Raw genomic sequence first — 18,394 nt, forward strand, 5'->3', positions numbered from 1 at the left:
CTTATGTGAAGATTGTTTACGCTGCGACGAACTGCATTCCCTTTTGGGGGGATTCGAACCCCCACGACGGCCCTTACGGGCTGAGACGATATTTCCCTCGTGATGAATATGAAGATGAGCATTCATATGCAAAGTGAAGTCAACCGCGTCGTGTCCTCCGCTCCTATGCCGACTTAGCGAAACGCATTTTACATGGTTTCAAGCTCAACAACTAGCGGAGACTCCCCCACCGCGCGGTGCCGTATCGACGAGGTTCGGACCGCATATTCCATGGACGGGAGTGATATAGTTGAGCACCCAAATCTTTGGAAGCAGGCTCGCCAATCTGTCACACGGGCAGTCAGGCCGACGCGCGTTTCCGCCGGTAGGCCAATCACAGTGCCGACCGTAGCGTCGCGAGTACGGGCCCGGGCTCACCCAGATCGAGTGGACAGTCGACGCGAATCCGAACGGCATTCCATTCGACGATGAGGCTTGATGCCACTTGAGTCGCCCCTAAGGCAAACGACCCGCCGGATGGCATGTCCTATCGATCGGCCGCTGTGATCGGTCAAACTGACGCTCCAACGTCCGCGTGGCCGCATGGATGAACGGCCGGAGCTGGTCAAACTGAGTCAGCCGATCTGGCGCTGTCTGTTTGGTCTAGTCCAGCCTTATACAAATGAGCATTCACGGGCAACGCACTGTAAGCAAAATGGGAGCTTAGAGCTTCCATTTCGTTTTACTGAACTACGCCGAGTTACTTGTACTCGACCTTCATCGTCATTGCTCCGGTCTTTCCGACCTTGAAAATCTTCACGTCGACATCTTTGTCAAATTTCGCGCCAAGCTCTGCGCCAGCATCGACGTCCATCGTGATCTCGACCGATTTTACGCCTTCTTCTCGCACGGCCTTGATAATCGCGGTTACCGCCTCACACTGTTCTTTGATCGTTATCGTAGTATCAGTGGCGCTGCGCACGAGCTCAATGCTCTTGTCGAACATGGACTTCGCAAAATCGGAGACGGGTCCGTAGAGCCGCTCGAAGAAATCCCGCTCTTTGATGGCGAGCATCGCACATTGAAAGTCCGCCCGTGTCGTCACATGGAATACTACTACTGCATTTTTTGTTCTTCGCTCATGCCAGATCCTCGCTCACGGTCGATGTTTGCTCGTCGTTACTGGATCAAGAAACGATCACGATTCTTCACGTCCTTGATCCATTCAGGAGCTCGACCACGCCCGCTCCATGTTTCACCGGTCTTCGGATTCTGATACTTGGCAGTGGTGGGCGCCGCAGCCTTCTTGCCGCTGCTTGCGCGCTTACGACCGAAGACCTGTTCGGACGTAATACCGTACTCGGCCACCTTTTCGCGGATGTCCGCAAGCACCGCCTCCAGTTCAGCGACGCGCGCGGCTTCTGTTTCCGCTTGAAGCTTCGCGAGTTCCTCCTTTAGGGTCTTGTAATTCTTCATTGCCATATAGTCACCTTCGGTAGTTGTTGGATGCTCTAAGACCGGATGATTATGCCATCTAGTTACGTCAGCCGACTTGATATATTTTTACGTACTCCTCACGCGAGCCATGTCGACATGGCTCCCCCGCCACCGATATATAAAATTCATCGAAGTGTCTTATGACCGCCCTGGTTGAGGACACTGGTGAAGGATTTTCAGCCGAAGCAAAGAACCCGAAACATATAGCGCTTCGCTCTCTTGTAGGGAGCCAATACAGCAGCCACATACATACACCGACGCCCGACAGATACGAATTGAGCGCCGAGCGCCAGCGCCCTTGAGCGCCCACCACGCAGTATTCCGGCCGTCCATCACGACAACCTTCTTGTCATAAACCGAATCGCAGGTCCGATGCGGAGTGAGCCGGCCGAGCCATCTCATGCTGACCAGAACTCATTGCGCACCACGCCGCCTTAACCTTGAATTCCTTCGTTTGCCACCATCTTGGTACCGCGCTCTTCGCCACGCTCGTCGAGTCAGCTAAAACCCAATACGTTCCGTATCTGATGCAACGGAACTGCCCGCCGATCGACAGTACCGCTCCTATTCTTGACTCCTGCGGCACGCCGAAAGTCGATTAGTTTCTCTACCGCAGCCAGCCCTTCCGAAACTCCGGATCCCGTGGTCGTCGGCAAACACCAGCGTTGATACAGATAGCGCGCATTCTCAGCCTCATCCAGCGTACAAGTAATCGGTGAAATGCGACAAAGATCTAGACCACATCGACATTGCACCATGCTCGGTCGAGTCACCATAATCGGTTTCTCGCACTGTGGGCAAACGTCGAGCAGTTGAACAGAATGGACACGACATGCGGTCATCCAGGTAAGGCGATGTGAAGCAAGCATGATCCCACCGTCGAGCAGGCACAGCGGACAAATCCGCTCGCGCTCTCGAACAAGCAAGTGCCGGGCCTCAATCACATGAGGCCCCACCGCGTAACTGAAGGCAGTCCCTCGTGCTCGCCCACCAACTTCGACCGGGCACATCGATCTCATCGTCGATTGATCGATCCGGCAAACACGAGACAATTCCGCAATCTCGGCGGAAACCAACGGACCGAACGCAACACAACCGGCTTCACGCAGCAATGCCCCAACGCTTCTCAGGCCGTTGGCATCCACCAAGCGCATAAGCACCGACGACAACGACTCGTCAGGATAGGGTTCGACGCGAAGCGCAAGCGGTAGCCGTAACATCGAATTCGCCGGTCTGACGGAATACGATGCCCAACTGCGATTTTCCATATCGAACTCCAGATCGATGCAGTGCTCGTTCCTAGCGATAGGCGCCTGTCTGCATGCTCAGTAGCGTCCGGGCCACCAGTTCCTCTCCGTCGGCGGTATCTAGATACGTGACGGGCTTCCTCCACCCGAGTGATGGAACCTCTTCGTGCAGCCAAGTACACAACCACCGTTTCGCGTCAAAACCCTCCGGTTCGCCTGACTCATTGACTATTTTCTGCACAAGATCCAAGAGCCTGTTCCAAACCGGTTCAGGCATGTGCTCGACCATGCATTCGGATCGCCATGTGCCGCAACGACACGTTTTCATGATGTTCACCTCACCCAGATTCGAAGTCCCACGTCGGAACCCATGGCGATCCGATTCGAATCGGATCGCCACGGCTTATTGAGAACACCGCGTCACACGGTCTGCACCACTTGGCCGCCTATTGCGTCGACCAGTGCACGATGGAGGAACGCGAACGGTGGCTCCGGCAACTCCGTGAACAAACGCATAGAGACGTGCTCAACGCTTCGGGCCGAGCTCAGGATCGACCCCGACCGAGGTCGGTATTGCCGTTCCGCGTTGACCAGTTCCTTGAATCCCCGAGGCCAGTCCGACATGATCCGTCCGATTTTTTGCATGCGCGGCGTCAGTTCGGAAATGGCCTTCGAGCGCAGCCCCTTGTCTGTCGATCCGCTTGTTGCGCCACTGACGCGATACAGGAACGAAAGCACACGCAGCAACTCCCCAAGGTCAAGCGCGGCGAAATCCGGTGGAACGCCTGGCGGACAGTCTGGCACATCATGCTCAAAGCTCATACGCCAGCGTCGATCGATGAGCCGAGTGATCATCAGATCGTCCGTCTTCGCGGGTTGACATGCAGCCGACCCGAGATCCGTCCCGCACTGACAACGCGCCACGCCCGGCCGCATGGACGACACTTCGCGTCGACAGCCCGGACAGCGATCGAATAGCTGGACGCTGTGGACAACACAGCACGTCGCGAATACGTAAGCATTCACACCCAGCACGTGTTGATGCTCCGCGATACACAGCGGACATATGCGCTCCTTGGCGCCGACAAGGATTGCATCGGGTTCGACCCAGTGGCCATACAAGCTGATCTTCGCGTGCTTCGTCCCGCTACGGTCAATAGCGCCCACGGTCAACGGTGTCATCGCCCGAACCAATTTCGGGGAGAGCCGGCAAACACGGGCAAGCGCATCGACCTCCGAGGCAAAGCGCGGCCGAGCAGCAGCCACGCCGGCGCGGCGCAGGACCATCCCAGGTCCACTCAACCCGTTGACCTCGGCAACGCGATGCAGCACCGACGAAAGCGACTCTCCGCGATGCGGAGCAACGCCGAGAAGAAGAGGGGTCGTCATTGCACGTCCTCCGCAAACGGTTCACCCGGTTGGTCAAGCGGAACGCCATTAAACTTCGAATCGAAGGGATCGCGAGAAGGCGGTACATCCTTCCAGATATGAACGCGAAACGCCGCGGCAAAATCGTTCAGCGTGACACTTTTCCCACCGCGTCGCTCGGCAACCTGGTAAGCACCGTTCAACAGCTTGCACATGTAGTCCACCAGTCCTGCAGTTGCGTAGTACAACTTCATCACGACACGCTTGTCGACAATATCCGTCATCGGCAATGGCATATCTTTGGCGAGTGCCTGCATCACGCCAATGAACGTTTTGGCGCCTTCGTTGGTGTTCACATTGAACGGACGCATCTCCGTCACGCGAGAAAACCGGCGCCGCAATTGCCCATTGACTCGCAGCACACCCAGCAGCGACGGCAGCCCCGCGAGCACAACAGCAGCTGGGAGCCGGTCCAGCAGCACCTTCAACCAGTTCGCAACCTGTCTCAGCGAACGGCGATCGCCCTCGACGAAGTGCTGAAACTCGTCGAGCATGATGATCTCCACGCCACAGCCGTGTACCAGTTTGACAATCTGCTCTGTCAGGCGCGCACTCGATTGACCAGCTTGCGCAATTTCACCCAAGGCAATCAACATAGCTTCGGCCAACGATCTGACAGTCGGTACTGCAGGCACGATGACATAGAGAACCGGCACGTGCCGGCGCAACACCTCCTCTCGCACCGGGAATTGGGCACGATAGCATTCGAGCACGGTCGATTTTCCGGCTCCGGACGCCCCGATCGTCGCCAGACACCCTGCTTCACCAGATTCCCGCAGCCATTGATGGATCTCCTCGATGCTCTTGAGCGCAACAACGAAATCGGGATGCTCGACGATGCTTTTACGGACATTAAATCGTTTCATGATGATCTCCTTACCGTTCGGTACGCTTCGTAACAGAAAATTCAGGAACGCTATCGAATCTGACGATCATGGGATCGACTTGATCCAGCTGGACGGAGTCGTCACCTGCGTTCCCGCCGGCGGTTCCCAGCAAAAGATCCTTGCTCGACTTCCCCTTGATCTGCGCAACCCATTTGCGCTTCTTGAGTTTCTGATCAAGCTCCGCCTTGGCAATGTCGTCTGCGAGACGGATACGCGCTTTTCGAAGCGAGACAGGGTTGATATCGATGCTGCTGTCTCGCATGGCGCTGGTGACTTCGTTGTGCATCCATCTGGTCAGATCCTTCGTGTAATCTGGATCGGTGCAATCAACGCGAAGGTATTCTTTCTGCCTTGGGTCGTAGACGTAGACAAAGCTGGTCTGCTCGTTGAAATACCGAACCTTGATTTTTTCGTCGCCCGAGATGCTGTGACGAAGCAGTTGCAACGCACTAGAGTTGTACGACAGGTGATCAAACGTCACGCCACTGTTCGTAATCGGACGCATGATGGTGTCCGAAAACGCGACGGAAAGCTGATTGGGATCGGCCGGCATGTAGATAGGAGTCAGCCGTGCACTTTCCTGCCATGCCTGAAACGGTGTCTTGCCCTTCAAACCACGATGTGGCGCGTGCTGGTAACACTCCACAATCCAGCGCACGACAAACACCGTTAGCTGTTCGAGGGTCACGCACGCAAGCTTCTCGGACGGGTACTGTCCACGATCCTTGGTATTCGACCAAGTCGTCCCCGGAATCAAATGGAAGAGTTGTTCCGCTATCGTGCGCATGAACCGCTCCACACGGCCTTTGAACCACGGTGCACGGCTCGGGCAGTACACGAGTGAAATCCCCAACTCGTCGCAGCCAGCTCGTGTGGCGCCGCCGTGGAATTCCCACGCGTTGTCACCGAAGATCATCTCGGCTACACCTCGCGCCAACCATTCAAGATGCCCCAGGCCTAATCGGTTCAGTAGATCGCGCTTGCTGAGCATGGCCATTTGCATTGCCCATCCGACCTCCTCCTGGCCAGGTGAGCGCGCCCCGATATGAAACCCCATCACCATGCGAGTGTGCGCGTCAATGATGAGCGTCAGTACGGGACGAACGATGACCATACGGGTGCGCTCACAGACGCACAGCAAGTTCACCGGCGTGTGGTCAATCTCCCACCGCTCGTTGAGTCGTTTTGTTTTGAGCCGACGGAACACCGGTCGATACTGCTTCAGTGCTTCGGTGCGGCCCTCCCGGGCCGCGGTGACGAGATAGCTGTTCAGTTTCCCAACATGGCGATAAAGCGTCGCTCTACTAATCGTGGGTAGCGGATTTTCCAGGTCACGTTCGTTATGAGCGTCAATGGCCTCCTCTACTTGATCGTACAATCTCGCGACGTTTAGTTTCTGGCCGTTGAGATAGTGCGTTTCGATGACATCTTCGACCAGCGTGAGCAGTGAACCATCGAGGATTTCGCGTCGTCCCTTGTTTTCATGGCGCGGCACCACGTCCATGACATCTCGTGACGGCTGGTAGCGTTTTCTCCACCGACAGAAGGATCGATAGGTTGGCGGTATCGATGCGCCAACCTCACACGCCACCCGTTTGATGACGGTCTCGACTTCGTGGACGCGCGAGCACTTCGCCTCCTCGACGGCTCTTAGGTAGACGAGTCGCGCACGCATCACGACAAGATCTTCTTCTTTGAAGGTGGTGACATCACGTCGAGCAACAACAATCGGTGACGCAGCCGTCTCACGTAGCGATTCGATACTGACGGACCATGTCCCATTACCGTGGCGTGCCCATATTTCAGTTTCGTGCAGGCGTATTGGCGAGCTGTAGTCGGAGCTGAGCTCGATTCGACCATCGGGCAGCGCAGTCTGAACGCGCCAGACATACTCGCCCTCACGGAACTCGACGCCACGCTTAAGCAAAAATTTTTGCATGACGCACCTCCGAAGGAGCGACGTAAATGGCTGCGTCGGAGGTCAGCGGCACATCGAGATCGATACCCGCGGCGCCATTGGCGATCCAGGTCAACGCAATGTCGCGCGAACGGGCCAAATGCACGAGGTTTCGGAAAGTTTTCGGATACTTCTTTTCAACGAGCCACTGTGCTTCCCGGATCCGTTCGGACGAAATTCGCCCCAGCCACGGCCGCAAGAGCCGCAGAGTCTCGTGACGGGTGCCGGAGATGTAGGTACGTTCATCCCAAATGAAAAGGGCGTGTCCATGCTCCGCAAGGACGGCTCTCGCACGCGCCATGCGGGCCTGCACTGAAGGCTTCTGCAGATCCTTTGCTGGCTTGGCTTCGACGAAGACAGTCGAACTGTCGCGCCGCACAATCTCGTAATCCGGCGTGTACCGAAAAAGCTGGCCGGCCTCACGAAGAACAAATGTTCTATCTTGAGCGCTACGAAAGCGCAGTACCTCAGGGCTGAACTCGAGCAAGAGGGTCGTCGCCTCTTCCGCCAGCGAATACCAAGGCATCGAGCAAGCGTTTTTGACAGAGGGCGTGAAACCTAGAAAATTTCCGCCACTGCGGGTATCGTACGAAGGCATGATGATGTCTCCTGCGCCCTTTCGGGCGCGTGGATGTGGGGGGCGCCAGTCCGAATGGACAAGCGCCGGCCGCGCGGATGTCATTTCCACGCAACGAGGAGACGAGTTGGGCCTTGACGCCGATGAGGGGGGAGCTATACTGAAGTCGCTTAGGTTTCAGTTGTGCTCCCGCTCAGTCGGGTCGAAAGAACCAATCCGTCGTAAAGGGTTGGTTTTTTCTTTTCTGTCGAATAGGCAGTACTCCTAATTCAATAGGTTGATGGGGAAGGGCATTTTCAGGATGACGTTACCGATCCAGCCTCGCCACCAGCTCATCAAGCAAGGTGACTTCGTCACCGCTTAGACGCGTCGACGCTCGCACCAGGCGATTGATCAGGCGCAACGTATCTGAGTGCAGGTCGTCAGGTAACCGCAATTTCCTTTGCGAGTCCAGAGCGGCTTCAAGCAATGAAGCGACATCGGCGTTGCTCATGCCGAGTACCGCAGCAATCCGCTCGATTTGTTCGGTCGATGGTGGCGGCTTAACCGCGCGTTCCAACTTCCAGACATATTGAATCGCGACCCCAAGCTGCCTGGCCACATTCGTCTGACTGAGGCCGGCTCGCTTTCGGTAGTGCACCAATGCGTTTGAGAATGGAGTCATCGCCTTCCACCTGCACGTGTCCTATCTCCCAATGTATGTGGTGACCCAGCCGGCGGACAAGTAAATTTTTTCTTCTTCTCCGCGACAGCAAAGGCGGAACAACCCTCGTTCGAATCAAAAAATAGAGTCAGGCGTTATGGAAACGCTGAAAAGGAGAAGAAAATAGTTTCCCTTTTTGTACAAGTGTCGGCTCGTATGTTTCTCGAATAGGGTCGATTCGTTCGTCAAACTTCTGAACGGCATACGCAAGGAAATCGACGAAAATTAATCTATAGGTGTTCAAACGACGCGCAGATTTGCGGTGACGGATGAACGGTGCCGGCCGGCCGATAAGCATCCGTTGCGTGAAAGTTACACTCCCAGGACAAGTGTGGGCCGGGTTGCAAAGCGACACAAATAGCCATGGCTCACATCGCCGCGATTGGTATGCCAATGTGTGTGCCGCAGAAAGGCTGCACAGAGCCTCTAGGTCTACTTCGTCAGGTCATCAAGACGATCGACAAAGCCATCCACGGCGATTCGATCAAGTTCTCGCTAAAGCAAGATCACGACAACCTCCGACTCGGAGCGGCCGTAGAAGCCAATCTTTGCGATGCGCTCAAGTGCCACATCGACCTGCACGGGGAGGGTTAGCCGAACGAGCCGAGTAGCTTCGGCAGATGGCTTGCGCCCTGAACTAAGCATCGACCTCCCCATTGGCTTGTGGAGACACACCCCGGACGTGAAACGGCGATTGAGCGTCGTTAATGCGGCGACATCGATCTGACACCATCGGCTAAACATTGCGTCGTAGGCCGTCACTGCCAAATATTCTCCGATCGTTTTCTGCCTATCCATACGGGTTACATGCCCAACGCATAGAAGGTAGCCAATTATTCAAAGACAACATATCGAGACTGCGGACATCTTTTCTGAGAGACAACACCCCTTTCGTACGCACAAAGTGATTCAACATCCCCGTACCGGCAATCGACAACACAACTGTACCGGTACTGTACAGAAAACCGTCGCTACACTGATCCCCATCCCAGCCTCGAACCGAATGGAGAATCCGCGATGGAATTCCTCACCCTCAGCGCACTGCCTGCCGGCATGCTGTTCGCGCTCGTCACGTCGATCACACCCGGCCCCAATAACACGATGCTGCTCGCGTCCGGCGTCAACTTCGGGTTCCGCCGCACGATGCCGCACCTGTTCGGCATCAGCATCGGCGTCGCGATCCTGATGCTCTGCGTCGGCTTCGGTCTCGGCGAAGCGTTCCGTCGCGTGCCGGTCCTGTACACCGTCCTCGAAGCCGCGAGCGTCGCCTATCTGCTGTACCTCGCATGGCGCATCGGCACCTCCGGCGAAGTGAAGGCTCACGGCGCCAAGCCGCGGCCGATGACGTTCATCGAAGCCGCCGCGTTCCAGTGGGTCAACCCGAAGGCGTGGATGATGGTGCTGACCGCCGCGACGACGGTCCGCCTGTCCGCCGACTACGGGATGAACGCCGCGTGGATGTCCGTCGTGTTCATCCTGATCGGCTTCCCGTGCATCTGCCTGTGGGCCGCGTTCGGCCAGGGCCTGCGCCGCTTCCTGTCGAATCCCCGCGCGCTGCGCGTCTTCAACGTGACGATGGCCGTGCTGCTGATCCTGTCGCTGTATCCGCTCGTCGCGCATCTGCTGCCGCAGTAAGCGCTCACAAGCGCGCCCGTTGAGCTCCACGCGATGCAGGCGTACCCTTTCGGTACGGGCGCGTGCAACCGCTTCGGCGGTTGCACCGCTGCTCTGCATGGAGGTTGCCGATGAAGCCACTGCTGAAAGCCGGCGAGCACATCGAAGGCATGCACTGGATCGCCGAGTACCGTCCGCTGACGCACGAGATCCGCGTGTTGCGGGAAGACGTCGAAATCGGCACCTACTGCGCGCCACCGACGATGTTCGGTGAAGAGGAAGACATGGGCGCCGCGAACCACGACGATCATCGCAGCCGGGAAGCCGCGCTGCGCGCGTATCTGCGCAACTTCGTCAAGGAACACGACGCGGAAGAATAGCGGCCCGGGCGGTGCCGCTTCACGCGGGCCGGCGCAACGCACCGGCCCGCACGCCGCTCAATGCCCGAGCGACTCGATCTTGCCTGCCGGCTGCGCCACGCCATGCGGCCGCGCCATCTGCTTGATCAGCAGCGCGACACACGCGAGCACGCCCGCGACGGCGATCGTCGCGAACACGCCCGCGAACGAGAAATGCCGACGCGTCAGCTCGGCGACGAGGAACGACCCCGCGATCCCGCCAAAGCGGCCGACGCCGAGCATCCAGGCGACGCCCGTGCCGCGCCCTTCGGTCGGATAGAACGCGGCGGCCAGCGCCGGCATCGACGATTGCGCGGTGTTCATCAGCACGCCGGCCACGAACACCACCAGCACCAGCAGCCCCACGTTGCCGGCCGCCTGCCCGATCGCATACACGCTCACCGCCGTCAGCGCGTAGCACACGGCGATCACGCGGTTTGCGTTGAAGCGGTCCATCAGCACGCCGCACAGCACGGCACCCACGCCGCCGAGCGGGAACAGCGCCGAGATCAGCGTCGCGCTCTTCGGCGTCAGGCCGGCATCCTTCAGCAGGATCGGCATCCAGTTGATCGACGCGTAGAAGATCACGAGGCCCATGAAGTACGCGAGCCACAGCATCACCGAGCCGACGATGTACGAGCGCGACAACACGACGCCGAGGCCCTTGCCGCCGGTCTGCGGCGCGGCTTCGGTCAGCGCGAACGAGCCGGCGTTCAGCGCGTCGCGCGAGATGCGAGCGAGCGTGGCGCGGATCTTGTCGATGCCCTGGCCGCTCGCGACCATGAAGCGTACCGATTCCGGCATCTTCAGCAGCAACAGCACGCCGAGCAGCAGCGGCGTCACGCCGCCGAGCACCAGCACGCTGCGCCAGCCGAAATGCGGAATCATCCACGCGGCGAGGAAACCGCCGAACGCGGCGCCGAGCGGAAAGCCGCAGAACATCAGGTTGATCACGGTCGCGCGGCGCTTGTCCGGGCAGAATTCGCCCATCATCGTGACCGCGTTCGGCATCGCGGCGCCGAGCCCGACGCCGGTGATGAAGCGCAGGATGGTCAGGTGTCCGATCGTGTTCGAGAACGCGGACATCAGGCATGCGACGCCGAACAGGAACACCGAGCCGAGCAGCAGCGAGCGGCGGCCGAGCCGGTCGGACAGCGGGCCCGACACGAGCGCGCCGCATGCAAGGCCGAACAGCGCGGCGCTCAACACGGGCGCGAGATCGGGTTTGGTGAGGTTCCATTCGCCGAGCAGCGACGGTGCGATGAAGCCGATCGCGGCCGTATCGAAGCCGTCGAGCAGCACGATCACGAAACACATGAGGAATACGAGCCATTGAAAGCCGCCGAACGGCTGCTCGTTGATGAAGGTCTGGACATCGACCACGGGTGTGCGGTTCATCGCTTGTCTCCTTGTCGGCCGGTGTGGGCGCGTCAGCGCTCGAACCGGTCGCATCCAACATTGATATATATGCAACAAGCGCGGCCTCGTGGCCGCGCCTTTCCTTCGTTCACGCGCCGATTCGCTGCCGGTGCGCTCGTTGATCGTCACGGCTCGCCAGCATCAGCGGCCATGCGATCGGATCGCCGCCGGCACTCGGCCGGCCGTCTTGCGCGGCCCCACCTAGGCGGCCCCATCCTGTTCTTTAAAGATCTTGTCCGCGAGATGGAACGCGGAATTCGCGGCCGGCACGCCGCAATAGATCGCGGTCTGCAGCAGCACTTCCTTGATCTCGTCGCGCGTCACGCCGTTGTTCCGCGCGGCGCGCAGGTGCAGCGCCAGTTCCTCGCCGCGGTTCAGCGCGACCATCATCGCGATGGTCAGCAGGCTGCGCGTATGGCGCGGCAGCCCGTCGCGGGTCCAGATCTCGCCCCATGCGTAGCGCGTGATCAGGTTCTGGAATTCCTCCGTCACCTCGGTGCGGTTCTCGATCGAGCGGTCGACGTGCGCATCGCCGAGCACCGCGCGGCGCACCTCCATCCCTGCTTCATAACGTTGCTGGTCGTCCATCGCAGAGCCTCACGCAGTCAGGAATTCGACGAGCGCACGGTTGAAACCGTCGGTGCACTCGATGTTCGAAATGTGCGCGGCGTCGAATTCGACATGCAGCGCGCCGGGAATCGCGGCAGCCAGCGCGCGGCCCTGGTCGGGCGGCGTCGACATGTCCTTGTCGCCGGTCACGACGAGCACCGGCAGCGCGATGCCCTTCACTTCCTCGCGCAGGTCGGCCGCGTTCAGCGCGTCGCAGTTCGCCGCATAGCCGTCCTTGTCGGTATGCACGAAGGTGTCGCGGATCGCGTCGAACAGGCGCGGCTCGCGCTCGACGAATGCGTCGGTGAACCAGCGCGGCAGCACGGCGCCGGCGAGCGCGGCCATGCCTTCGGCGCGCGCCTTCTGCGCACGCGGCGCCCACACTTCCGGCGAGCCGATCTTGGCCGAGGTATTCGACAGCACCGCGCGCACGATGCGCGACGGGTAGCGCGCGGCGAGCGCGGCGCCCGTCAGCCCACCCATCGAGATCCCGCAGAAATGCGCGCGTTCGATGCCGACATGGTCGAACAACCCGATCACGTCGCCCGCCAGTTGGTCGATCGTGTACGAGCCGGCCGGCGCGTCGGAATGGCCGTGGCCGCGCGTGTCGTAGCGCAGGATGTTGAAGTGCTGCGTGAGCGGGCGGATCTGCGGCGCCCACATCTGCAGATCGGCGCCGAGCGAGTTCGAGAAGACGAGCCACGGCGCGTCGTCGCGCGCGGCACGGTCGATCCGGTAATGCAGTTTCACGCCGTTGACAGTGGCGAAAGGCATCAATGTTCTCCTGGTTGTTTCGCGCCCGCGTGCAGCGCGAGCACGGCGTCGACGTAAGCCTGCGCCTCGCCGACGTAATGTGCGGGATCGAGCAGCCGCGCGAGCGCGTCGCGCGACAGGTGGGCCGATACGGTTGCGTCGGCCGCGAGCACGTCGAACAGCGTCGCGCCGGTGCGCACGGCTTCCTTCGACGCATGTTCGACGACGTGGTGCGCATCGAGCCGGCCGATCTTGTCGCCGAGCGCGAGCATCACCGCTTCGCCGAGAATCAGCCCGTGCGTGAGGTCGAGGTTCGCGGCGAGGCGTTCGGTGTTGACGTCGAGGCCCGCGACGATCTGCGCGACCTGCGCGAGCGCGCCGCCCGTCAGGCGGGCGAGATCGGGCAACGCGTCCCATTCGGCCTGCCAGCCGCCGAGCGCGCGCTCGTGCTCCTGCACCATCCCCGCGAACACGGTCGCAACGAGGTTCGGCGCACGCACGGCAGCCGTCAGCACGGCCGCGCAGCCGACCGGGTTGCGCTTGTGCGGCATCGTCGACGAGCCGCCCTTGCCGGCGGCCGCCGGTTCGCCGAGTTCGCCCACTTCGGTCTGCATCTGCAGCGACACGTCGCGCGCGATCTTGCCGAGCGTGCCGGTCAGCATCCCGAAGCACGCCGCAGCCTCCGCGATGCGGTCGCGCTGCGTATGCCACGGCATGGCCGGCAGCGCGAGATTCAGGTCGGACGCGAGCGCGGCGCTCACGCCGGCCGCATGCTCGCGCAAGCTCGCGAGCGTGCCGGCCGCGCCGCCGAACTGCAGCACGAGCAAACGCTCGCGCAACTCGGCGAAACGCGTGCGATGGCGCAGCAGCGCGTCGAGCCACTGCGCGAATTTGAGGCCGAGCGTGATCGGCAGCGCCTGCTGCAGCCACGTGCGGCCGATCATCGGCGTCGCGCGATGCGTGCGCGCGAGCGCCGCGAGCGACGCACAGGCTTCGTCGAGCATCGGCTCGAGCACGTCCAGCGTGTCGCGCAACTGCAGCACGGTCGCGGTATCGATGATGTCCTGGCTGGTCGCGCCCCAGTGCACGAATTTCGCGGCCTCGGGGTCGTCGGCCTTCACTTGCGCGGTGAGCTGCTTGACGAGCGGAATCGCGAGATTGCCGCCGAGCGCCGCGCCGTGCGCGAGCGCATCGGCGTCGAGCCGGCCGGCGTCGCACGCGCGTTCGATCGGCGCGACCGCGGTGGCGGGAATCACCTGCTGCGCCGCGAGCGCGCGCGCAAGCGCGGCCTCGACGTCGAGCATGCGCTGGATCGTCGCGCGGGGCGACCAGATCCGGTTGAGCGGCTCGGTGCCGCAGATCAGGGAGGTCAGGCGGGCGCTGTCTTCGAGCATGGCATCAAGATGGGGAAACGGCGTGCGCCTATTGTCTACCGAAGCGCGCCGGCGTGCGCTCGAATGCGCGCACCGGCACGCTTGCCGTTCAGGCGGCGGCCTTCTGCGTCGCGTCGATCAGCGGCACGCCGGTCAGCTTCTGCAGTTCGTCGAACGACAGGTCGGTGAAGATCTCGCTCACCGCGAGGCCGTCGGCCGTCACGTCGAGCACGGCCAGATCCGTATAGATGCGGCTCACGCATTGCACGCCGGTGACCGGATACGAGCACTGTGCGACGATCTTGCTCTCGCCCTGCTTCGTCAGGTGCTCCATCATCACGAACACCTGCTTCGCGCCGATCGCGAGATCCATCGCGCCGCCGACGGCCGGGATCGCATCGGGCGCGCCCGTATGCCAGTTCGCGAGGTCGCCGCTCGCCGACACCTGGAACGCGCCGAGCACGCAGTAGTCGAGATGGCCGCCGCGCATCATCGCGAACGAATCCGAGTGGTGGAAATACGCGCCGCCGGTGAGCAGCGTCACGTGCTGCTTGCCGGCGTTGATCAGTTCGTCGTCTTCCTCGCCGGGCGCGGGCGCCGGGCCCATGCCGAGCAGGCCGTTCTCGCTGTGCAGGAAGATCTCCTTGCTCGGGTCGAGATGGTTCGCCACCAGCGTCGGCACGCCGATGCCGAGGTTCACGTACGCGCCTTCGGGGATGTCCTGGGCGACGCGCTTGGCCATTTCATCGCGGGTCAGTCGTTTCATGTCGATTTTCTCCAGGCGGGTCAGGCGGCTTGCGATGCAGCGTGTTCGGCGGCCAGCTCGGCCGCATGCGCGGCCTGCGGCACCTCGACGACGCGCTGGACGAAAATGCCCGGCGTCACGATGTGTTCCGGGTTCAGCGCGCCGAGCGGCACGACTTCCGACACCTGGACGATCGCGACCTTCGCGGCGCTGGCCATGATCGGTCCGAAATTGCGCGCGGTCTTGCGATAGACGAGATTGCCCCAGCGGTCGCCCTTGTACGCCTTCACCAGCGCGAAATCGGCGTGAATCGGCGTCTCGAACACGTACGGCTTGCCGTCGATCACGCGCGTTTCCTTGCCTTCCGCGAGCTTGGTGCCGTAGCCCGTCGGCGTGAAGAAACCGCCGATGCCGGCGCCCGCCGCGCGAATGCGCTCGGCGAGGTTGCCTTGCGGCACGAGCTCCAGCTCGATCTCGCCCGCGCGGTACAGCGCGTCGAACACCTGCGAGTCGCTCTGGCGCGGGAACGAACAGATGATCTTGCGCACCTTTTTCGCCTTCAGCAGCGCCGCGAGGCCCGTCTCGCCATTGCCCGCGTTGTTGTTGACGATCGTCAGGTCGCGCGCGCCCTGTTCGATCAACGCGTCGATCAGCTCGGACGGCATGCCGGCCGTGCCGAAACCGCCGATCATGATTGTCGCGCCATCGTGGACGTCGGCGACCGCCGACTGAAGCGATTCGAAAATCTTGTTGACCATGTATCTTCCTGATGCGAACCCGCGGCTCGTGCGCGGCCTGTCGAGGGGACACGCGCGTGTCGCGTGCCGCGCCGGAGGCCTTCGTCGACCCTCGGCATTTGTTCGCCAATCGAACCTAGATTCGATTAGCGAACGATGGGCCGATCATAGGGGCGCGCACAGCGCATTGTCAAGGCGGGTTCCCTCGGGGGCCGTCGCGTCTTCGAACGGCAGGCCGACGTAGTTTTCGGCGAGCGACTGCGCGGCGGCTCGCGAGCGCGTCACGTACTTCAGCTCGGCAAACTTCAGGCGATTGACGAACGGCGAATCGTCCGGCGACGCGTGCAACATGTTCGTCATGAAGTACGAGAAGTGCTCGGCGCGCCACACGCGTTCGAGACAGGTCGCCGAATAGCGCTCGAGCGGCGTCGCGTCGCCCGTCCGGTAGCGCGCGCCCAGCGCGCGGGACAGCGCGCGGACGTCGGCCACCGCGAGGTTCATCCCCTTCGCGCCGGTCGGCGGCACGATGTGCGCGGCGTCGCCGGCGAGGAACAGACGCCCGTGCTGCATCGTCTCCGACACGAAGCTGCGCATCGGCGTCACGCTCTTCTGCGTGATCCGGCCCTCGGTCGGCGTCCAGCCGGTGTCGTTCGAGAAGCGCGTGTGCAGCTCGTCCCAGATCCGCGCGTCGGACCATTGAGCGAGATCCTCGTCGGGCTTGCACTGCAGGTACAGGCGCGTGACCGTCGGCGAGCGCATCGAGAACAGCGCGAAACCGTTGTCGTGATGTGCGTAGACGAGCTCGTCGAGCGACGGCGCCGCGTCGGCGAGGATGCCGAGCCACGCGAACGGATAGACGCGCTCGAACGTCTTCAGCCGCTCGGCGGGAATCGTCTGGCGCGCGATGCCGTGGAAGCCGTCGCAGCCGGCGATGTAATCGCAATCGATGCGGTCCGCACGGCCGTCCGCGTGCTTGAACGTGACGAACGGGTGCTCGCTTTCGACATCGTGCAGCGCGACGTCGCTGACTTCGAAGTGCATCTGATGGCCGTGCTCGACGCCGGCCGCGATCAGGTCGCGCACGACTTCGTGCTGGCTGTAGACGGTGATCGCACGCCCGCCGGTCAGTTCGGACAGGTCGATGCGGTGCCGCTGGCCGTCGAACAGGAGCTCGATGCCGTGATGTTCGAGCCCTTCGCGGCGCATCCGGTCGCCGAGGCCGGCTTCGTTCAGCGTGTCGACCGTGCCCTGCTCCAGCACGCCGGCGCGGATGCGGTTCTCGCAGTATTCGCGCGAACGCGCTTCGACGAGGATCGAATCGACGCCTTGCAGGCGCAGCAGATGGGAAAGCAGAAGGCCGGACGGACCGGCGCCGATGATCGCGACTTGGGTGCGCATTGTTCGTCTCCAGAACATTGGTTCGAGTAATGAAACACATTTCAGCGCTTTCCCGACTATGCGGCAACGCGATTCAGGAGATATGTTGTATACGTTCTGGAGATACCGGCCCGGCGATGGATGCGCTCGATCTGAACCTGATTCCCTACCTCGTCGCCCTCGACGACGCGCGCAACGTGAGCCGCGCGGGCGACCTGCTCGGCGTGAGCCAGCCGCGGGTGAGCACCGCGCTCGGCCGGCTGCGCGAGTACTTCGGCGATCCGCTGTTCGTGCGCACGTCGCGCGGGATGGAGCCGACGCCGCGCGCGCTCGCGTTGCTGCCGGCCGCCCGCGACGCGCTCGCGCAGATCGAGCGCGGCCTCGTCGCGCCGCACGATTTCGACCCGGCCGCGAGCACGCATACGTTCTCGATCGCGCTGTCGGACGTCGGCGAGATCGTGTTCCTGCCGAAGCTGCTGCAGGCGTTCGCGACGCATGCGCCGCACGCGAACCTGCGTTCGGTCTCGCTCGCGCACGACGAAGTCGGACGCGGCCTCGAGGCCGGGTCGATCGATCTCGCGGTCGGCTACTTCCCCGATCTCGACGGCAACAACTTCTTCCAGCAGCGGCTGTTCACGCACCGGTTCGTCTGCCTGATGCGACGCGGCCATCCGTTCGAGCAGACGCCGCCGTTCACGGTCGAGCAGTTCCTTGCGTGCGGACACGCGGTGGTGCGCGCCGAGGGCCGCAGCCAGGAGGTGCTCGAGAAATACCTGGCGAAGCAGCGCATGCAGCGCCGCGCGGTGCTCGAGACGCCGCACTTCATGAGCCTGCCGTTCATCCTGAGCCGCACCGACCTGATCGCGACGGTGCCGCACGCGATCGGCTATGCGTACGCGGCCGAGCACGCGTTCATCGTGCCCGTCGAGCCGCCGCTCGCGCTGCCGCGCTTCGACCTGAAGCAGCACTGGCACCGCAAGTACCACAACGACCCGCGCACCGCGTGGCTGCGCGGCGTCGTCGCGTCGCTGTTCAACGACGAGCAGGACGAATGGCCGAAGTGAAGAAGCACGCGCGGCGGCCCGCACGCACGA

General features: G+C 61.7%; 20 protein-coding genes. 4 read left to right on the forward strand and 16 right to left on the reverse strand.

Annotation, left to right across the window (positions count from 1 at the left end; translation table 11 throughout):
* Positions 1 to 739: 739 nt before the first annotated feature.
* The 9 genes from WS64_RS25710 to WS64_RS33595 all read right to left on the reverse strand — a co-directional run bounded on the left by WS64_RS25710 (position 740) and on the right by WS64_RS33595 (position 8,236).
* A complete protein-coding gene (locus WS64_RS25710; protein ID WP_060968124.1) occupies positions 740 to 1,054 on the reverse strand; it encodes a hypothetical protein in 315 nt (104 codons plus the stop codon).
* 104 nt (positions 1,055 to 1,158) lie between these two features.
* The gene (locus tag WS64_RS25715) at positions 1,159 to 1,455 is read right to left on the reverse strand and encodes an H-NS histone family protein (protein ID WP_208606872.1); all 297 of its coding nucleotides are present in this window, start codon (positions 1,453 to 1,455) and stop codon (positions 1,159 to 1,161) included.
* A gap of 518 nt (positions 1,456 to 1,973) precedes the next feature.
* Positions 1,974 to 2,744: a TniQ family protein gene (locus tag WS64_RS35680; protein WP_081103921.1), complete on the reverse strand. Its 771-nt coding sequence runs from the start codon at positions 2,742 to 2,744 to the stop codon at positions 1,974 to 1,976.
* A 31-nt stretch (positions 2,745 to 2,775) separates the two neighbouring features.
* Positions 2,776 to 3,051, reverse strand: a complete 276-nt coding sequence (locus WS64_RS33590; RefSeq protein WP_347876645.1) for an antitoxin Xre/MbcA/ParS toxin-binding domain-containing protein — start codon at positions 3,049 to 3,051, stop codon at positions 2,776 to 2,778.
* A gap of 92 nt (positions 3,052 to 3,143) precedes the next feature.
* Positions 3,144 to 4,112 (reverse strand): TniQ family protein, encoded by a 969-nt coding sequence (locus tag WS64_RS25720; protein WP_081103923.1) that lies wholly within the window; start codon positions 4,110 to 4,112, stop codon positions 3,144 to 3,146.
* A complete protein-coding gene (locus WS64_RS25725; RefSeq protein ID WP_060968126.1) occupies positions 4,109 to 5,017 on the reverse strand; it encodes a TniB family NTP-binding protein in 909 nt (302 codons plus the stop codon). The genes WS64_RS25720 and WS64_RS25725 overlap by 4 nt, the downstream gene beginning before the upstream one ends.
* Before the next feature lie 10 nt (positions 5,018 to 5,027).
* Complete coding sequence (locus WS64_RS25730) at positions 5,028 to 6,977, reverse strand: DDE-type integrase/transposase/recombinase (RefSeq protein WP_060968127.1); 1,950 nt, start codon at positions 6,975 to 6,977, stop codon at positions 5,028 to 5,030.
* Complete coding sequence (locus WS64_RS35385) at positions 6,958 to 7,593, reverse strand: hypothetical protein (protein ID WP_244166656.1); 636 nt, start codon at positions 7,591 to 7,593, stop codon at positions 6,958 to 6,960. The genes WS64_RS25730 and WS64_RS35385 overlap by 20 nt, the downstream gene beginning before the upstream one ends.
* 286 nt (positions 7,594 to 7,879) lie before the next feature.
* Positions 7,880 to 8,236 (reverse strand): helix-turn-helix domain-containing protein, encoded by a 357-nt coding sequence (locus WS64_RS33595; protein WP_081103924.1) that lies wholly within the window; start codon positions 8,234 to 8,236, stop codon positions 7,880 to 7,882.
* 402 nt (positions 8,237 to 8,638) lie between these two features.
* On the opposite strand from WS64_RS33595, the gene WS64_RS34595 reads away from it, so the two are divergent.
* The 3 genes from WS64_RS34595 to WS64_RS25750 all read left to right on the forward strand — a co-directional run bounded on the left by WS64_RS34595 (position 8,639) and on the right by WS64_RS25750 (position 10,269).
* The gene (locus WS64_RS34595) at positions 8,639 to 8,869 is read left to right on the forward strand and encodes a hypothetical protein (RefSeq protein ID WP_155720476.1); all 231 of its coding nucleotides are present in this window, start codon (positions 8,639 to 8,641) and stop codon (positions 8,867 to 8,869) included.
* A 423-nt stretch (positions 8,870 to 9,292) separates the two neighbouring features.
* Positions 9,293 to 9,910, forward strand: coding sequence for a LysE family translocator (locus WS64_RS25745; RefSeq protein ID WP_059581272.1), 618 nt, complete (start codon positions 9,293 to 9,295; stop codon positions 9,908 to 9,910).
* Between the two features lie 110 nt (positions 9,911 to 10,020).
* A complete protein-coding gene (locus WS64_RS25750) occupies positions 10,021 to 10,269 on the forward strand; it encodes a hypothetical protein (RefSeq protein WP_060968129.1) in 249 nt (82 codons plus the stop codon).
* Between the two features lie 57 nt (positions 10,270 to 10,326).
* On the opposite strand, the gene WS64_RS25755 is transcribed toward WS64_RS25750, so the two are convergent.
* The 7 genes from WS64_RS25755 to pobA all read right to left on the reverse strand — a co-directional run bounded on the left by WS64_RS25755 (position 10,327) and on the right by pobA (position 17,321).
* Positions 10,327 to 11,685 carry an MFS transporter gene (locus WS64_RS25755; RefSeq protein WP_060968130.1) on the reverse strand — a complete coding sequence of 453 codons (1,359 nt, stop codon included), beginning with the start codon at positions 11,683 to 11,685 and terminating at the stop codon, positions 10,327 to 10,329.
* A gap of 222 nt (positions 11,686 to 11,907) precedes the next feature.
* Entirely contained in the window at positions 11,908 to 12,294 is a 387-nt protein-coding gene (pcaC, locus tag WS64_RS25760; RefSeq protein WP_060968131.1) for a 4-carboxymuconolactone decarboxylase, read from the reverse strand.
* Between the two features lie 9 nt (positions 12,295 to 12,303).
* Positions 12,304 to 13,089, reverse strand: a complete 786-nt coding sequence (pcaD, locus tag WS64_RS25765; RefSeq protein ID WP_060968132.1) for a 3-oxoadipate enol-lactonase — start codon at positions 13,087 to 13,089, stop codon at positions 12,304 to 12,306.
* Positions 13,089 to 14,462: a 3-carboxy-cis,cis-muconate cycloisomerase gene (locus WS64_RS25770; RefSeq protein WP_060968133.1), complete on the reverse strand. Its 1,374-nt coding sequence runs from the start codon at positions 14,460 to 14,462 to the stop codon at positions 13,089 to 13,091. Before WS64_RS25770 ends, pcaD begins: the two co-directional genes overlap by 1 nt.
* Before the next feature lie 88 nt (positions 14,463 to 14,550).
* Positions 14,551 to 15,207 (reverse strand): CoA transferase subunit B, encoded by a 657-nt coding sequence (locus tag WS64_RS25775; RefSeq protein ID WP_059581289.1) that lies wholly within the window; start codon positions 15,205 to 15,207, stop codon positions 14,551 to 14,553.
* A gap of 20 nt (positions 15,208 to 15,227) precedes the next feature.
* The gene (locus tag WS64_RS25780) at positions 15,228 to 15,944 is read right to left on the reverse strand and encodes a 3-oxoacid CoA-transferase subunit A (protein WP_034205770.1); all 717 of its coding nucleotides are present in this window, start codon (positions 15,942 to 15,944) and stop codon (positions 15,228 to 15,230) included.
* A gap of 144 nt (positions 15,945 to 16,088) precedes the next feature.
* The gene (gene pobA, locus WS64_RS25785; RefSeq protein WP_060968134.1) at positions 16,089 to 17,321 is read right to left on the reverse strand and encodes a 4-hydroxybenzoate 3-monooxygenase; all 1,233 of its coding nucleotides are present in this window, start codon (positions 17,319 to 17,321) and stop codon (positions 16,089 to 16,091) included.
* A gap of 116 nt (positions 17,322 to 17,437) precedes the next feature.
* On the opposite strand from pobA, the gene WS64_RS25790 reads away from it, so the two are divergent.
* Positions 17,438 to 18,364 carry a LysR family transcriptional regulator gene (locus WS64_RS25790; protein ID WP_006482291.1) on the forward strand — a complete coding sequence of 309 codons (927 nt, stop codon included), beginning with the start codon at positions 17,438 to 17,440 and terminating at the stop codon, positions 18,362 to 18,364.
* The last annotated feature ends 30 nt before the right edge of the window (positions 18,365 to 18,394 follow it).

Source organism: Burkholderia anthina, from assembly GCF_001547525.1.
Lineage (GTDB): Bacteria > Pseudomonadota > Gammaproteobacteria > Burkholderiales > Burkholderiaceae > Burkholderia > Burkholderia semiarida.

What these genes read in the sequence shown, in the direction of transcription:
- WS64_RS25710 (WP_060968124.1), bottom strand. Translation starts at nt 1,054, where the DNA reads ATGCTCGCCATCAAAGAGCGGGATTTCTTCGAGCGGCTCTACGGACCC.
- WS64_RS25715 (WP_208606872.1), bottom strand. Translation starts at nt 1,455, where the DNA reads ATGAAGAATTACAAGACCCTAAAGGAGGAACTCGCGAAGCTTCAAGCG.
- WS64_RS35680 (WP_081103921.1), bottom strand. Translation starts at nt 2,744, where the DNA reads ATGGAAAATCGCAGTTGGGCATCGTATTCCGTCAGACCGGCGAATTCG.
- WS64_RS33590 (WP_347876645.1), bottom strand. Translation starts at nt 3,051, where the DNA reads ATGAAAACGTGTCGTTGCGGCACATGGCGATCCGAATGCATGGTCGAG.
- WS64_RS25720 (WP_081103923.1), bottom strand. Translation starts at nt 4,112, where the DNA reads ATGACGACCCCTCTTCTTCTCGGCGTTGCTCCGCATCGCGGAGAGTCG.
- WS64_RS25725 (WP_060968126.1), bottom strand. Translation starts at nt 5,017, where the DNA reads ATGAAACGATTTAATGTCCGTAAAAGCATCGTCGAGCATCCCGATTTC.
- WS64_RS25730 (WP_060968127.1), bottom strand. Translation starts at nt 6,977, where the DNA reads ATGCAAAAATTTTTGCTTAAGCGTGGCGTCGAGTTCCGTGAGGGCGAG.
- WS64_RS35385 (WP_244166656.1), bottom strand. Translation starts at nt 7,593, where the DNA reads ATGCCTTCGTACGATACCCGCAGTGGCGGAAATTTTCTAGGTTTCACG.
- WS64_RS33595 (WP_081103924.1), bottom strand. Translation starts at nt 8,236, where the DNA reads ATGACTCCATTCTCAAACGCATTGGTGCACTACCGAAAGCGAGCCGGC.
- WS64_RS34595 (WP_155720476.1), top strand. Translation starts at nt 8,639, where the DNA reads ATGGCTCACATCGCCGCGATTGGTATGCCAATGTGTGTGCCGCAGAAA.
- WS64_RS25745 (WP_059581272.1), top strand. Translation starts at nt 9,293, where the DNA reads ATGGAATTCCTCACCCTCAGCGCACTGCCTGCCGGCATGCTGTTCGCG.
- WS64_RS25750 (WP_060968129.1), top strand. Translation starts at nt 10,021, where the DNA reads ATGAAGCCACTGCTGAAAGCCGGCGAGCACATCGAAGGCATGCACTGG.
- WS64_RS25755 (WP_060968130.1), bottom strand. Translation starts at nt 11,685, where the DNA reads ATGAACCGCACACCCGTGGTCGATGTCCAGACCTTCATCAACGAGCAG.
- pcaC (WP_060968131.1), bottom strand. Translation starts at nt 12,294, where the DNA reads ATGGACGACCAGCAACGTTATGAAGCAGGGATGGAGGTGCGCCGCGCG.
- pcaD (WP_060968132.1), bottom strand. Translation starts at nt 13,089, where the DNA reads ATGCCTTTCGCCACTGTCAACGGCGTGAAACTGCATTACCGGATCGAC.
- WS64_RS25770 (WP_060968133.1), bottom strand. Translation starts at nt 14,462, where the DNA reads ATGCTCGAAGACAGCGCCCGCCTGACCTCCCTGATCTGCGGCACCGAG.
- WS64_RS25775 (WP_059581289.1), bottom strand. Translation starts at nt 15,207, where the DNA reads ATGAAACGACTGACCCGCGATGAAATGGCCAAGCGCGTCGCCCAGGAC.
- WS64_RS25780 (WP_034205770.1), bottom strand. Translation starts at nt 15,944, where the DNA reads ATGGTCAACAAGATTTTCGAATCGCTTCAGTCGGCGGTCGCCGACGTC.
- pobA (WP_060968134.1), bottom strand. Translation starts at nt 17,321, where the DNA reads ATGCGCACCCAAGTCGCGATCATCGGCGCCGGTCCGTCCGGCCTTCTG.
- WS64_RS25790 (WP_006482291.1), top strand. Translation starts at nt 17,438, where the DNA reads ATGGATGCGCTCGATCTGAACCTGATTCCCTACCTCGTCGCCCTCGAC.